Here is a 14,631-nt window from a genome sequence, read left to right on the forward strand (position 1 = left end):
AGCGCGCTTCCCTCACGTGGAGCGGAAGGGAACCAGCAAGGCGTCTTCTTTGCGTACGCGGCCGATCGAGGGAACTGCCGGAAATCCGGTCAGATCAGCGAACGCACAACCGGGATCGCTAGAGCGTCCAAAAGCTGGTCGATCTCAAGATGCTTCGGGTCCTGGCCGGATATCTCAGGGAGCGTCGTTCAGGCCCGGATCTTCAGGATGTCCGCAAAGAACGCCGACAGCTCCTCATGCCCGTCCAGCGGCAATACTTCGGCGACATACTGGTCGGGCCGGACAATGACCAGGCAGCCCTTTTCCCGGTCGATGCCGTGCAGATCGAAAATGTCCGGACCGGTTTTCAGATCCGGGCAGAACATCTTTTCATAGTCCAGGAGGCCATAGCGGCCTTTCGCGGGAAGCAGGAAAGCCGGCATCTTTTCAAGGGCAAGGTCGCGGTGGTGCTGCTGGAAGATGGCGCGGACATCGATAACTGAATCCGGATCCTCGCCGGGTGCCGTGTGGCGCTGGACGGGCGAAGCCGGGTTGTTCTGGAGGAAAGTGCAGAGCCGGTTGATGGCAGAACCGTCGGCAGCCGGGTCGGCCCCATCGGCAAAGGCAAAGATCCGCCAGCGTCCGTCAGCCTTCACCGTATGGCCGAGCTGCACCGGCCTGGCATCCGCCAGCCGGATCACCGGGGCGGAATGAAAGCGCATGCCGATCGGGAAACCCGTTGCCAGCTGCTGATGCGTGCCGTCACCGGTGAGCTTGGACGGCTGATAGCGGGAGGCCGTGCCGGCGGTATAACGGCCGTGCCTGACGAAATATTCCTGCACCTGAGCCGGCTCGACACCGTCCGGATGTGTCTCCGATTTCACGGGCGCGCTCAGCATCCTGGCCCAGTCCCGGTCGAAATCGATCAGGGTCTGGGCAATTGCCTGGCGTTCATCGGAATAAGTGGCAAGCAACTCCGGGCCGCTCAAACCCTTCAGCACGTGGGCCAGCTTCCAGCCGAGATTGAACGTGTCCTGCATGGAGACATTCATGCCCTGCCCGGCCTTGGGGCTGTGAGTGTGGCAGGCATCCCCGGCAATGAAGACACGCGGCAAACGCGTGCCGGTTTCCGCTTCCGGCACATCGTCGAACCTGTCGCAAATGCGCTGGCCGATCTCATAGACCGACCACCAGGCGACCTCCTTCACGTCGAGCGTATAGGGATGAAGGATGCGTCCGGCAGCGGCGATCAGGTGATCCACCGTGATGTTGCGGCTGGCAACGCGCTCATCCGGCCGGAGCTTTTCCATCTCCACATAGATGCGCACCAGATACCCGCCCTCGCGCGGAATGATCAGGATACTTCCCTCACCTGCCGATTGCACCAGCGCCTTCAGGCGAATGTCAGGAAAATCGGTGACGGCGAGCACATCCATTACGCCCCAGGCCTGGTTGGCGCTGTCGCCTTTCAGCTCGCGGCCCAGTGCCTTGCGCACGGAACTGCGCGCCCCGTCGCAGCCGACCACATATTTCGCCCGCACCGTCTCGATTTCGCCTTCGTGACCGGCATCGAGCCGCTCCAGCGTCACGGTGACGGGATGGTCCTCCATGTCTGCAGCTTCGGCGATGCCCAGACCAGCGAGACGGCGGCAATAGGCCGGTTCCAGCCGGTTGGGCGCATTGCGCATGATCTCCAGGTAGAAGTCATGCACCCGGGCCTGGTTCAGGATCACATGGGGAAATTCGGAGAACCCGTCCTCGACATCCTGAACCCGGCCGCTGCGGGCGATGTTCTTAGGAGCCTCTGGATCCGGCTTCCAGAAGGTCACCTCGTTGACCCAATAAGCTTCCTTTTCCAGCTTTTCCGCAAAGCCGAAGGCCTGGAACATTTCCATGGTGCGGCAGGCGACGCCGTCCGCCTGACCGAGTTCAAGAGGACCGGGCTTCTGCTCGACGATGCGGGTACGGATTTCCGGAAAGGCGGCAAGTTGCGCGGCCAGCGTCAGGCCGGCCGGACCGCAGCCGACAATCAGGACATCGACCTCTTCAGGCAAGGTCTGCGTATTGGCGAGGGCCGCCTCGTCCGGGGTCTTCTCAAAATGCGCCGGATCGCCTGCCTGAAAGCCGTTCAAATGAAATTGCACAACGCCTCCTCTCCCAGCCGGTGGAGCCCCGCCTGGATGGCAGCCTTTCCTCGTCCGGGTTCGTGGGGTGCCCGCCGATCCTCCAGGACCGACGAGCGCCGTTTGATGGGGCCACGCGAAAGATCCGGTCTTTGTGAATGCCGCTTGCCGCGCCTTGCCGGCGCTGTCTTTCACTCAGGCGTTCCGCCTTTCGAGGATGAGCTCTCTCGACAGCGAACAATTACAAAGTATACTGATCATCAGCATGCTGTCAAATATAATCAGCATACTTCCTAATTTTGTACCAGGAGAGGCGCATGACAGATCTCAAGGACATGCCAGGCCATCTGATCCGCCGGATGCAGCAGGTTGCGGTGGCCATCTTCCATGCGGAAGTCGAGGCGATCGGCATCGACATCACGCCGGTACAATATGCGGCGCTTGTCAGGGTGCGCGGCCATCCGGGCATCGACCAGGTGACGCTGGCCGGGCTGATCGCCTATGACCGCACCACTATTGCCGGGGTGGTCGACCGGCTGGTGCAGAAGGGTTTCCTGTCGCGGGAGACAAGCCTCACCGATCGTCGCGCCAGGGTTCTGCATCTGACGGAAGCGGGCGAAACCACTCTTGGCATCCTGACGCCAGCGGTCGAGCGGGCCCAGGCCCTGATGCTGCGCGGACTGGACGGAAAAGAGTCCGATCAGTTCATGCGGCTGCTGCGCAAGGCGACCGACGCCGTCAACGACCTCAGCCGCGCCCCGCTGAAGCCGCCCCTCAGGGACTGAGATCAGACAGGCCTCTATCCACACGAAGGGACTGAAACCTTTACATTTGCGGCCCGTCCATTAGGCTTGATTCCACGACGAGCACCCGCCAGTGACACGCGGCCTCAAAACTCACCCCAAGACAGAATTGCGAAACGCACCATGACCGAAGCCAAGAGCGGCGACACGGTTCGTCTTCATTACAAGGGCACCCTGGATGACGGATCGATCTTCGACAGTTCCGAAGGCCGCGATCCGCTAGAATTCACGGTCGGGTCCGGCCAGATCATTTCAGGCCTTGACCGGGCCATTCCGGGCATGAAGATCGGCGACGAAAAGACCGTCCGGATCGAGGCGGACGACGCCTATGGCGCGGCCAATCCAGCAGCACGGCAGGCGGTGCCCCGGTCCAATATTCCGGCAAACATTCCGGTCGAGGTTGGCATGCAATTGCAGGCACAGACGGAAAACGGGCAGATGATGACCGTCGTCGTGGCCGAAGTCTCCGAAGAGGAAGTGGTGCTTGACGCCAATCACCCGCTGGCAGGCAAGGCGCTGACCTTCGAAATCCAGCTGACCGGCATCAACTGATCAAGACCACGCAGTTGGCGGCACCCGAGGCTGCCGCCAATGCACCTCTCAGCTCATCGATGCAGACGCGGGTCGAGCGCGAAACGCTCCTGGGCGATATCCTCATAGTGCCCGGCGGCCCGGTCCGCGTCGAAGATCAGGTTCCAGCTGTGCCGGGAAACGGTTGAAGGCACCAGGGAAAAGACGTGATCTTTCAGCAGTTGGTCGCCATAGGTCTGCTGGCCCGGTCCATGGCTTCCGGGCGCGAGCCAATTGGGGTTGGGAAGGTCGTCCGGATAGACGACATGAACCTTTGAGATGTCGATGACCCGCGCCGATGTCAGCACATGCGGCGCCGTGTCCAGGACCTTGAAGCCCTTGTGAACCGCAACTTCCATGATCGCAGTCGCAGGATCAATCGAGGTGTAGACTGCGCGAACTCCCCTCGAGTTCCAGCGTCCGCCGACGAGATAAGCCCCCTCGCCCAGGTTCCAGGAACCTGCATGCCGTTCCTGATCGAGTCGCCAGAACCGGAGCATGCCGGGTTCGAGCGGCGCCGGAAGTGGCGTCACGTGTAGACACCGTATTCCAGCCGCGTCAGGTACGTCTCGACAGCTTCAGCGCCTGCAGCCGACGCCAGAAGATCGATCGGCCGGCGGTTGTTGAGCCCGATCGCCGGCTCCAGGATCCAGGCCTCGGCAGCTTCCTGGCTTCCCATGATCTCGGTCGCCTGGGCGATGATTTCGGCAAAACGCCAGGCCCTGCTGCTCTGCTCCGTCGACAAGACCTTCTGCTTCGCGTCGGACTTGCGGCGCTGCAGGGTGCGCAGGCTGATGCCAATCGCCTTGTTGAGGACGTCGCCGGTGGAAAGAACGCGCACGCCTTCCACGAGGTGCAGCAGGGATTTCGCAGGGATGCCCTGAACGATCACATCATGAGCGTCGAGCGAATCGTTCACCGCGCGCTTCATGATCTTGCGTCCCCCCAGCAGCCGGAAGGCCCGGGTGACTTCGTTTTCCTGCACGGCCGGCCCGCCCAGGGCAACCGGCCCTCCTGCCTCGGCAAATGCCGTCATCAGAGGCCTCCTGTGTCATGTGTCGCCATTAATATGACACCTGTCGCCCCAGGTTTCAAGAAAGGCAGGACCTCAATGACAAAGCGCGGCCTTGCGGGCCGCGCTTCATTTTCTTGCCCCTCTGACAGGCATCCCGGATCTCCGCTACGCCGCGTCCGGGATGACGACAGTGGATTTGCCTGTTTTCCGGTCCGGAACCTCCCGGCCACGGGCCAGCCGTCAGTCCAGATAGACGCTGCCGTTTGCCTTCTGAACTTCGTCCTTGAACATGCCGAGCAGCTCGTTTGCCTTCGGGTCGAGGTTTTCAGCGACATGTGTCTCGAATGCGGGCTGGGCGGCCGCGGCCATTGCGGCGCGCTGGTCGGCGCTCAGAGCCGTCACTTCCATCTTGTCCATGAGGCCGGCAAGGCCCCGGTCAGAGGCTTCGATGATGCGCGACAGACCGCGGCTGGCGGTGACGCAGCTCTGGGCGGCGTAACGCAGGGTCTTCTGCTGATCCTCGGTGAGTCCTTCGAAGAACTCGCGGTTGACCATGAAGGTGTAGGGCGAGAACAGATGGTTGGTGAGGGTCAGGTACTTCTGCACCTCGGAGAAGTTGGCGAAGGAGATGATCGGCACGGGGTTCATCTGGCCATCGATCACACCGGTCTGCAGGCCGGAATAGACCTCGCCCCAGGAGAGCGGATAGGCCTGTGCGCCGAGCGCCTGGACGATGGTCTGATGCGAGGGCAGCGTCATGGTGCGGATGCGGATGCCGTCGAAATCCTGAAGGTTGGCGATCGTGTGCTTGGAATTTGTGACGGCGAAGAAACCGCCCGTGTCCGGGAAGCCGAGCACGACGACGTCGCCGAGGGTTTCCTCGATATCGGCGGCAAGCGCCTCGCCGAACGGGCTGTCGAAGACTTCATAGGTGGCCGCGTTGTCGGCGAAGGCGAAGGGCAGGTTCAGAACGTCGATGCGCGGGTAGTAGCTGGCGAGCGCGCCGGTGGATGTCAGGGTCGCCTGGATGATGCCGTCGCGCACGTGCTGCACGTGTTCTGCCGCGGACCCCAGCTGGTTGGAGCCGAAGACCTCCACTTCGACAGCGCCGTTGGTATCCGCGTTGACGATGTTGGAGAACACGGCTGTGCAGGCATGAGCCGGATTTTCGAACGGGTCGGTCTTGTTGTCGTGACCGAATTTCAGAACCTTGCTGTCGGCAAGTGCGCTGCCTGCCATGAGCGATGCGACGAGGCCGACGGCCAGTCCTTTTGCGATGGATTTCATGTCTTTCTCCAGTTCCTCTGTCAGGTGTTGTTTGTTTTATGGTTAGGGGGCGAACCCGAGAGCGCGCGGCAGGAGCAGGGCCGCGCTCTCCCAGAAGGCGAACAGAAACAGGACCGCGATCTCGGCAATCAGGAAGGGCCAAAGCTTGATCGCGATCCGTTCCAGCTTCTCACCGGTGACCGATGAGAGAACGAACAGGCAGGCGCCGACAGGCGGCGTCATCAGCGAGATATTGAGCGCCAGCACGAAGATGATCCCGCATGGATCGGCTCCAGCCCAACCTGGGCGGTCAGCGGCACCAGCACCGGTGCAAGGATGATCAGGATCGCGGTGATATCCATGACCATGCCGACGATGAGCAGCAGGCCGATGATGATGGCGATCACGGCAAAGCGGTTGTCGGAGAGGCCGAGGATGGTCGAGGCCAGCATCTGCGGGATCTTCTCGAAGCTCATCCACCAGCCGAGAATGCCGGCAAAGGCGATGATGACGAAGATCACTCCGGTGATCCGCGCCGTGCGCACCAGCATCTGGTAGAGCGCCGGCAGGGTGAGCGTGCGGTAGACGAAGGCACCGATGAAGAGGGCATAGGCGACCGCGATGGAAGCAGCCTCCGTCGGAGTGACGACGCCGCCCAGAATGCCGCCGAGAATGATCACCGGCATCAGCAGGGCCGTGATCGAGGAGACGAAGACCTGCCAGATTTCCTTGAGGTTTGCCTGGCGCTCTGCCTTGGGCAGGCTGTTTCGGGTCGCCCCCAGCGCGATCACCACCATGCAGACGGCGCAGATGATGAGACCGGGCAGGATGCCGGCGGCAAAGAGCCCGCCGATCGAGACCCCCATGAGGGAGCCATAGACCACCATCAGTCCGGACGGCGGAATGGTCGGGCCGATGATGGAGCCGGCGGCGGTCACCGCGCAGGCATAGTCGCGCTTGTAGCCTTCCTTGACCATTGCCGGCACGAGGGTGCGGCCGAAGGCGGCGGCATCGGCGGTTGCCGAGCCGGTCAGCCCGGCAAAGAAGACCGAAGCCAGCATGTTTGTATGCGCCAGCCCGCCGCGGAAATGACCGACCAGCACCTGCGCCAGCTTCACCAGGCGGCCGGTGATGCCCGTCTGGTTCATGATCTCGCCGGCCAGGATGAAGAAGGGCATGGCAAGGAACGGGAAAATGTTGAGGCCGTTGAAGATGCGGCTCGGTCCGATGGCGAGGAACTGGTCGCCGCCCATGGAGATGAGACCGATGACACCCGCGGCGCCGATGGCAAAGCCGATAGGCATGCCGAGCAGGATGAACCCGATGAATACAGCAGCGACGATCATTCGACGGCCTCCTGGAAGGGCGGGTTGTCGATGTGGTCGCCGCCGTCGCGGATCATCGCCAGCACGGTCTGCACCGAAGCCAGGAAGGCGGCAGCCGGAATGGCGGCATAGAAGGGTTGCAGGCTGATGCCGAAGATCATGGCCTGGCGCTTGGCGCCGCTTTCGGCGAAACCGAGCCCGTACCAGAACACATAGACGAACAGCGCCAGCACGCAGAGATCGATGATGACGAGCAGTTTCCGGCGCACCTGGATGGGCAAACGCTGGATCGCCGCCGTGAGACCGATATGGTCGCGCCGGGCGATGCCGGAGGAGACCGCCAGCATCGCTGCCCAGATCATGAGATAGCGGGCAACGATTTCCGGCCAGGGAAGCTGCCAGTGAAAGAAGTACCGGTCGACCACACCGAGCCAGACGTCGAGCACCAGAAGCGCCATCAGGATGGCTATGACAGCTTCGACACCCCTGTTCAGCCCGGCACTGAGTTTCGCAGCCCGTTCCCGCATTCCCCTCACTCCCAATATGTACCTTAATTACATTTTCAGAGGAGAATTGGCGTTCAGTCAAGCTAATTTTGTTTTTTAGTTACATTTTTGCGGAAGATTGGGCTATATTCCGACCCGGATTGACGCGTTTCTGTAATCTAATTACAAATTCCGCAACCAGGGAGAGATATGTGCAGGCAAAAATCAGAACCCCATCCGGCGACAGTTCCGGTGGCCAGGCGGCCATCGATCTCATCTCCGCCCTGCGCGATCACGACGGCCGCTTTCCGGCGCGCGAGCAGAAGGTCGCGACCTATGTCGAGGCACATCTGGCACAAATCTCGGACATGACGATTGCAGAACTCGCCAAGGCTTGCGGCGTCAGCACACCGACGGTGGTGCGCTTCTGCCGGACCCTGGGCTGCGACGGGTTCCGGGAGTTCAAGCTGCGCCTTGCCCAGAACCTTGCCGTCAGCCTGCAATATATATCTGCGCCGCAGCCGAGCGAGCAGGCTGCCAGCGACACGGCCATCGACCGGGTGCTGGGCGCGCTCTATGCCACAGCCAATGTCATGCGGCAGCAGGTGGATCCCGAGCAGCTGGAACTGGCGGTTCAGGCGATTGCCGGCAGCCGCCAGCTGCTGGCGGCCGGGATCGGCGGGGGGTCGTCGATGGTGGCCACCGAAGCTGCCAACCGCTTCTTCCGCCTCGGCATTCCCTCCATCGCACTGGAGGACAGTTATCTCCTGCAAATGCGGGCGGCGACGCTCGGGCCACAGGATGTACTTCTGTGCGTCTCGGCCAGCGGCGAAGCGGAGGAACTTGTCAGCGCGGCCGAGATTGCGGGAGGCTATGGCGCCAAGACGATTGCGATTGCACCCAAGGGATCGCGTCTTGCCTTGATCTCCAAGATACCCGTTCTGGTCGATTTGCCGGAAGATCCGGATATCTTCAAGCCGACCGCCTCCCGCTATGCCCATCTGGTCATCGTCGACGCGATCGCGATGACCGTCGCGCAGATCCGGGCGACGGCCACCAGTGAGAACCTCCGGCGCATCCGCGCCTCGCTGACGGCCTTTCACGGACGCACCGGACCGCAGCCTCTCGGCGACTGACATCAAAGAAGGACAAAAACAGCTTCTGATTGCCTGAAACTGCCGTATTGTGATGCGATTGTTTTGAAAGGCGATTGCATTTCCTGCCGGGGTCACCCTATGTAGGTTATTGGTTTTCATACGTTCTTGTGCAGGGACACCGAATTCATGTCTGTTGATATCGACGCCTTGGTGGATAGACGGCGGCTCAGGCGCAAAGTGACCTTCTGGCGGATCGCAACCTTCCTGGTGATCGCAGCCGCTCTGGTCGGTGGCCTGCTCTACGTCTCCGGTGCTTCGGACCTGTCCAAACGATCGGCCCATGTGGCTCGTATCCCTATCGAGGGCGTGATCATCGAAAGCCGCAAAACGCTGAAGATGATCGAGAAGATCGGCGAGGCCGAAGCGGTCAAGGGCGTGATCCTTTCCATCAACTCGCCGGGCGGCAGCACCACGGGCGGAGAGGCACTCTATGAAGCGCTGCGCAAGCTGTCGGAAAAGAAGCCGGTCGTCGCCGAAATCCGCACGATCGGAACATCCGCCGGCTACATGGTGGCCCTTTCGTCCGATCACATCGTCGCAAGATACAACTCCATCACCGGCTCCATCGGCGTCCTCTTCCAGTTCGGCAACATCGCCAAACTGATGGAGTCGGTCGGTGTGGAAATGGAGGCGGTCAAGAGCTCGCCGCTGAAAGCCGAGCCGGACTTCTATTCGCAGGCCACCCCCGAAGCGCGGGCGATGCTGGAAACCCTGGTCAGGGACTCCTACGACTGGTTCGTCGCCCTGGTGGCCGAACGGCGGTCGCTTGATCTGGCCAAGGCACGCGATCTGGCGGACGGCCGCATTTTCTCCGGCCATGACGCCATGGAAGCCAAGCTCGTCGACGCCATCGGCGGCGAGGACGCGGCCATCGCCTGGCTGGAGAGCGAAAAGGGTGTCAAGGAGGACCTTCCGGTCGTCACCTGGACCACAAAGGACAATCTGGAGGAACTCCCCTTCGCCTCCCGGGTCTCACGAGAATTCGGAAAAGGCATCGGATCGGCCCTCCTGGACCCGATTCTTGACGCTAAGGGGCTGATTTCACGAGGGCTTACGCTTGACGGGCTCGTATCCGTTTGGCAGGCTTCTGACGCGGCAGACAATAATCCGTAGGCGAGGGGGCACTTCATGATCAAATCCGAGCTCGTTCAGCACATAGCCGAACAGAATCCGCATCTTTACCAGCGGGACGTTGAGAACATCGTCAACGCCATCCTGGACGAAGTTACCGAAGCCCTCATGCGCGGAGACCGCGTCGAACTGCGCGGCTTCGGCGCGTTTTCCGTCAAGAACCGCCCTGCCCGCGTCGGCCGCAATCCGCGCACCGGCCAGAAGGTGGAAGTGGACGAAAAATTCGTGCCGTTCTTCAAAACCGGCAAGGAAATGCGTATACGGTTGAACGATGGTGTGGACCACGGCGACGACTGATTGCGTCGGCGGCCGCCTGCCATCTAAAACCGTTCCCTGATCAGCCAAACCCGGGAGACCACCGTGACCCGCTTCCTCAAGAACCTCATCTTGTTTGCAATCGCGGTGATCCTGATCCCCCTGTCGGTCGCAAACCGGCACACGGTCTCGCTGTCGCTCAATCCGCTGGATCCGCAAGATCCCCGGCTGACCATCCCTGACATTCCGCTGTTCTGGGTGATCTTCGCCAGCCTCGGCGTCGGCATCATTGTCGGCGGCCTCGGTGCCTGGGCCAAGCAGGGCCGCTGGCGCAAGGAAGCTCGCATGAAGCGCCGGGAAGCTGCCAAATGGCACAAGGAAGTCGATCAGTTGCGCGAAATGCAGACAACCAACCAGCCGGCCAGCGGCCTCAAGGGACTGACCGGGCCAGGCAGCCGCTCGGCCGCATAAGCGGCGGCCCAAATGCGCATCATCTCAAGCGACGAAATCGATGCCTGTCTGGAAGACCGGGCCGTCCTGGAAACACTGCGCCGCGCCTACAGATCCAACACGGTTGCTCCGGCAAGCCCCGCCCTTCCGATCAGCCGGTTGAACGGACTTTCAGGCAGCCTTTCGATGCAGCCTGCCTGGACCGATTTCACCTCCCAGGGGGACGTGAAACGCGGTTACATCGGCTGCTCGCTGACGCTCGCCTTGCCCGAACAGCCGGGTCTCGCCTCCAACCTTTATGTCCTTTTTTCCGGTTCAGGCGGCCAGCCCATCGCCCTACTGGACGGCATGCGCCTGACAACCTGGCGGATTGCCGGCTTGCACGCTCTTGGAGCCGGTTATCTGTCGCGGGAAGACACGTCCCGCCTTCTCATCATCGGCGACGATCCACGGCTGCCGAGGCTGGTGTCCGCCTATGCAACCGTGCGCAATTTCACCTCGATTCTGCTCGCCGGCGTTTCGCCCGAACTGCAGAAGCGGATTGCCGGTCTGCCTGCCCTCAAGGGCGTGAACGTGGGCATGACAAGCGAGATCTATGCGGCGCAAGAAGGCGCCGACATGATCTGTGTCGCCGGCCCGGAAAGCGGCACCGGGACCTACCACGCGCTTACCTATCTCGATCCGCCCGCCGGCTGCCACGTGGACGTGCTCGATCCGGAGGCACAGCTGCCGACGGAACTGCTGCAGGAGGCGCGCCTGTTCACCACTGATCTTTCCGAGCCGCCCCGGACCGAGCTGGAATGGGCCGCGGACCTGAAGGAACTCGCCCAGGGAAACAAGGCGGGGCGCCGCTACTACGGTCAGCGGACACTGTTTCTGCCCGGCCCGCGCACGGGTCTTGCCGACTACGCGCTCGCCGCACACGTTTTTTTGAGAACCTGAGCTCTGGAACTCGGGCGGGCGAACCCCATATCCGGGTCCAGCAGGGGGTAACCTCGAAAGCGAAAACCCGGGACGTTTGAGAAATCGCAACGTTCAAAAGGGATGTCCGGCGGCCAGATGGCCCGCACGGGCCCGTTTTCACCATACAGTCGTTCTGCAAAGGAGCATGACATGCTGACGACGCTTGCCTATTCGGCAAGCCTTCCGGCAATTGCACTTGGCCTGATGTACTACGTGTCGGCCACGACGGGGCTTGTCTATTGATTTTCAAGCGGCGGCGTTTTCCGAAAACGCCGTCCCAATACGAAGCACGAAAAAGCCGGTTCCTCGGAGCCGGCTTTTCGTTTGCGCGGTCTTATTGGTACAAGTGTCCGGGACCGAGTTTAGCCGGCCATCTCCGCGGGCGTCATCCAGCCCTGTACCGCGCCGCCGGCATCCTTCAGGATCGCGATCCGGCCGATGCCGGGAACATCGAACGGCGGCCGGATGACTTCGCCACCGTGGGCTGCCGCCAGTTCCAGGCGCTCGTCGACATTATCGACGGCGATATAGGACATCCAGTGTTCCGGCACGCCGTCAAACCGGGGGCCGGCCATGGGAAATATGCCGCAGACGGGTTTCTCGCCGAGATTGGCCACCACATAGGTGCCCTCTTCCATCGGCATCTCCGTGAAGGTCCAGCCGAGCGACTTGCCGTAGAATTCCCGCGCCTTCGACGTGTCCCGGGTCATCAATTCGTTCCAGTAAAAGGTACCGTGCTCGGCCATGGCCGCCTCCACCTCGTCAATTCCCACGATGCATGAGACTAACGCCGGTGTCGGGACAAAATCGTGACACGGCGGTACTCTTTCAGTCGGCCTTGCGGTGGCGGTAGCCCGGCAGTGTCCAGCCGCGCTGGATGGCGCCACCGCGCAACACCAGGGCAAGAGCGGCTGCAACGACCGCCGCGACGACCGGCAGTACACCAAGCTGCACCAGAACGACAAAGCTGCCGGAGCCTGCGAAAGCTGCGCTCACATAAAGTTCCGGTTTTACGATAGAGGACGGTTCCCGGGCGATCGTGTCTCGCAGGATGCCGCCGAAAGTTGCCGTTGAAACGCCCATCAGAATTGCGACGAGAATCGTGTCGCCCACCGACAGTGCCTTGGCTGCTCCCATGACCGCGTAAGCGGCGAGACCAACCGCATCTGCCCATCTGAGCGGCTTGTGGAGCTTCTCGATCCAGTCGGCAAAGAACCAGACCAGCACGCTGACGACCAGGCAGACCAGCAGATAGTATTCGTTCTCAACCCAGAAGACCGGCACGCCCAGCAGCAGGTCGCGCATTGTGCCTCCGCCGATCCCCGTCAGCATCGCAAAAAACAAGAAGGCGATGATGTCCAGCCGCATGCGCGAGGCGACAATGCCACCGGTCACGGCAAAAACCGCTACCCCGAGATAATCCAGCAACTGCAGCAGCATGATAGCCCTCCCTGTCCCTTTGCCTGTCTTCCGGGTTTGCCGTGTCTACGTCAAGGGTTGCCTCTACTTTCGGGAGAGTACGCCGAGGTCGTCCACTCCCCATCACCTCAAGGGCTATCGCATATGGCAAGATCAGCTCCCTCTCCCGCTGGGAGAGGTCGGGGTTAGGAGACAAATCTTTCCATCTCACGCTAACGTTTGTCCCCTCACCCGGTGCTGTCGCGCCGACCTCTCCCAGGGGAGAGGTAAATTGGGGCCCCGCTGCTTCCTGCAAACCTATGCAATTGCCTGCTGTCGCCCCGGACAAGCGCAGCGAAAATCCGCGGTCCGCCCGCAAGTCAACCTGTCGAGGCGCCAACGCCGGCGCAGCCAGCAACGGAAAACCGCTTCTCTGGAAACGAGTGGGTCCCGGGTCTCCCTTCGGTCGCCCGGGATGGCTCCACATTTCCGGCAGATGCAGCAAAAAAGCCGCCCCATCTTCATGGAGCGGCTTTCGATTTTCAAAGCTCTGTTTTGAGCCTCAGGCGCTCTTGTCGACCGTCTGGCCGGCATCGGCTGCCTGGGCAACTTCCTTCGGGCCGCCCTTGGAAACACCCACCATGGCCGGGCGCAGGACGCGGTCGCCAATGACGTAGCCGGCCTGCATGACCTGGACCACGGTGTTGTTCGGCACTTCGGTGTTCGGCACTTCGAACATGGCCTGGTGGAAGTTCGGGTCAAACTTCTGACCTTCCGGGGTCAACTTGCGGACGCCGTTCTTTTCCAGCTGGTTGAGGAGATCGCGCTCGATCATCTCGACGCCCTCGATCAGGGCGGCAACACCCGCATCGGCGTTCTTGCGGTCGTCTTCCGGCAGGGCTTCGAGGGCCCGGCGCAGGTTGTCGGAGACCGTCAGCATGTCGCGGGCAAAGCCGGAGACTGCATACTGGCGGGCGTCCTTGACTTCCTTTTCCGTGCGGCGGCGCAGGTTTTCCATCTCCGCCATGACACGCAGGGCGCGGTCCTTGAGATCGGCGTTTTCGGCTTTCAGAACTTCGATCGGATCGACACCGGCCGCCTCGACAGCTTCCGGCTGTTCCGCTGCAGCGGCGGTTTCCGGCGTGGCTTCAGCCGGCTGCTCTTCCGGGGTTTTGTTTTCGTCGCTCATGAATGTTCCGTTTGCTCAGACTGTTTGCGGTTGCTTATAGAACCGGTCGCGGCATTTTTCAAAGAGCATCGGCGGATAGGCTCTCGCTTACCCGCCGGACGCGTTCGGATGAACCGCAGCCGGACAGCCGCAGGACGTTTCTTATAAGGATTAAAGCGCGCTCTTGATCCAGTCGGAGAGCTTGCCCTTCGGTGCGGCACCGATCTGGGTTGCCATCGGCTCACCATCCTTGAACAGGATCAGCATCGGGATGGACCGGACGCCGTATTTCATGGCCATGTCCTGGTTCTCGTCGATGTTGAGCTTGGTGATTTTCACCTGGGCGCCCATCTCCTCGGAGATTTCCTCCAGAGCCGGGGCGATCATCTTACAGGGGCCGCACCATTCGGCCCAGAAGTCGACCACGACCGGGCCGTCGGATTTCAGGACTTCGGCTTCGAAGGAAGCATCGGTAACTTGGGTGGTAGCCATAACTATATCTCGTAGGTCAAGGGATCACGCCTACCCGATGTAAGCGCGTCG

Annotated in this window: 16 protein-coding genes and 1 pseudogene; 7 read left to right on the forward strand and 10 right to left on the reverse strand. The window is 61.6% G+C overall.

Going from position 1 to position 14,631, the window contains the following annotated elements:
* Positions 1-188 precede the first annotated feature (188 nt).
* Positions 189-2,123, reverse strand: coding sequence for an FAD-binding monooxygenase (locus tag ACX3M4_RS15370; RefSeq protein WP_459353882.1), 1,935 nt, complete (start codon positions 2,121-2,123; stop codon positions 189-191).
* Positions 2,124-2,419: 296 nt separating this feature from the next.
* Here ACX3M4_RS15370 and ACX3M4_RS15375 point away from each other — a divergent pair, with 296 nt between their 5' ends.
* Together ACX3M4_RS15375 and ACX3M4_RS15380 are read left to right on the forward strand one after the other, a co-directional pair.
* A complete protein-coding gene (locus tag ACX3M4_RS15375; RefSeq protein ID WP_459353883.1) occupies positions 2,420-2,887 on the forward strand; it encodes a MarR family winged helix-turn-helix transcriptional regulator in 468 nt (155 codons plus the stop codon).
* A gap of 141 nt (positions 2,888-3,028) precedes the next feature.
* Entirely contained in the window at positions 3,029-3,457 is a 429-nt protein-coding gene (locus ACX3M4_RS15380) for an FKBP-type peptidyl-prolyl cis-trans isomerase (RefSeq protein WP_459353884.1), read from the forward strand.
* A 53-nt stretch (positions 3,458-3,510) separates the two neighbouring features.
* Here the strand turns inward: ACX3M4_RS15380 and ACX3M4_RS15385 are convergent, their stop codons facing one another.
* The 5 genes and pseudogenes from ACX3M4_RS15385 to ACX3M4_RS15405 form a co-directional block, all read right to left on the reverse strand.
* Positions 3,511-4,008, reverse strand: coding sequence for an RES family NAD+ phosphorylase (locus ACX3M4_RS15385; RefSeq protein ID WP_459353885.1), 498 nt, complete (start codon positions 4,006-4,008; stop codon positions 3,511-3,513).
* Positions 4,005-4,511, reverse strand: coding sequence for a type II RES/Xre toxin-antitoxin system antitoxin (parS, locus tag ACX3M4_RS15390; RefSeq protein WP_459353886.1), 507 nt, complete (start codon positions 4,509-4,511; stop codon positions 4,005-4,007). The genes ACX3M4_RS15385 and parS overlap by 4 nt, the downstream gene beginning before the upstream one ends.
* Before the next feature lie 219 nt (positions 4,512-4,730).
* Positions 4,731-5,777: a TRAP transporter substrate-binding protein gene (locus tag ACX3M4_RS15395; protein ID WP_459353887.1), complete on the reverse strand. Its 1,047-nt coding sequence runs from the start codon at positions 5,775-5,777 to the stop codon at positions 4,731-4,733.
* Between the two features lie 42 nt (positions 5,778-5,819).
* A pseudogene (locus ACX3M4_RS15400) lies at positions 5,820-7,102 on the reverse strand (TRAP transporter large permease).
* Entirely contained in the window at positions 7,099-7,608 is a 510-nt protein-coding gene (locus ACX3M4_RS15405) for a TRAP transporter small permease (protein ID WP_459353888.1), read from the reverse strand. The pseudogene ACX3M4_RS15400 and the gene ACX3M4_RS15405 overlap by 4 nt, the downstream one beginning before the upstream one ends.
* A gap of 170 nt (positions 7,609-7,778) precedes the next feature.
* Between ACX3M4_RS15405 and ACX3M4_RS15410 the strand changes: the two genes are divergently transcribed.
* The 5 genes from ACX3M4_RS15410 (at position 7,779) to ACX3M4_RS15430 (ending at position 11,501) form a co-directional block, all read left to right on the forward strand.
* Complete coding sequence (locus ACX3M4_RS15410; protein ID WP_459353889.1) at positions 7,779-8,702, forward strand: MurR/RpiR family transcriptional regulator; 924 nt, start codon at positions 7,779-7,781, stop codon at positions 8,700-8,702.
* A 147-nt stretch (positions 8,703-8,849) separates the two neighbouring features.
* Entirely contained in the window at positions 8,850-9,836 is a 987-nt protein-coding gene (sppA, locus tag ACX3M4_RS15415) for a signal peptide peptidase SppA (RefSeq protein WP_459353890.1), read from the forward strand.
* Between the two features lie 15 nt (positions 9,837-9,851).
* Complete coding sequence (gene ihfB, locus ACX3M4_RS15420) at positions 9,852-10,151, forward strand: integration host factor subunit beta (RefSeq protein WP_006940254.1); 300 nt, start codon at positions 9,852-9,854, stop codon at positions 10,149-10,151.
* A gap of 63 nt (positions 10,152-10,214) precedes the next feature.
* On the forward strand, positions 10,215-10,580 hold the full coding sequence (locus ACX3M4_RS15425) for a lipopolysaccharide assembly protein LapA domain-containing protein (protein ID WP_459353891.1): 366 nt from the start codon (positions 10,215-10,217) through the stop codon (positions 10,578-10,580).
* A gap of 12 nt (positions 10,581-10,592) precedes the next feature.
* Positions 10,593-11,501 carry an ornithine cyclodeaminase gene (locus tag ACX3M4_RS15430; protein ID WP_459353892.1) on the forward strand — a complete coding sequence of 303 codons (909 nt, stop codon included), beginning with the start codon at positions 10,593-10,595 and terminating at the stop codon, positions 11,499-11,501.
* A 383-nt stretch (positions 11,502-11,884) separates the two neighbouring features.
* Here the strand turns inward: ACX3M4_RS15430 and ACX3M4_RS15435 are convergent, their stop codons facing one another.
* From ACX3M4_RS15435 to trxA, 4 genes are all read right to left on the reverse strand, one after another.
* Complete coding sequence (locus ACX3M4_RS15435) at positions 11,885-12,268, reverse strand: VOC family protein (protein WP_459353893.1); 384 nt, start codon at positions 12,266-12,268, stop codon at positions 11,885-11,887.
* 82 nt (positions 12,269-12,350) lie between these two features.
* Entirely contained in the window at positions 12,351-12,962 is a 612-nt protein-coding gene (locus tag ACX3M4_RS15440; RefSeq protein ID WP_459353894.1) for a trimeric intracellular cation channel family protein, read from the reverse strand.
* Positions 12,963-13,482: 520 nt separating this feature from the next.
* A complete protein-coding gene (grpE, locus tag ACX3M4_RS15445) occupies positions 13,483-14,109 on the reverse strand; it encodes a nucleotide exchange factor GrpE (protein WP_459353895.1) in 627 nt (208 codons plus the stop codon).
* A gap of 150 nt (positions 14,110-14,259) precedes the next feature.
* Positions 14,260-14,580, reverse strand: coding sequence for a thioredoxin (gene trxA, locus ACX3M4_RS15450; protein WP_459353896.1), 321 nt, complete (start codon positions 14,578-14,580; stop codon positions 14,260-14,262).
* Positions 14,581-14,631 lie beyond the last annotated feature (51 nt).

It is taken from the genome of Roseibium sp. M-1, from assembly GCF_054515675.1.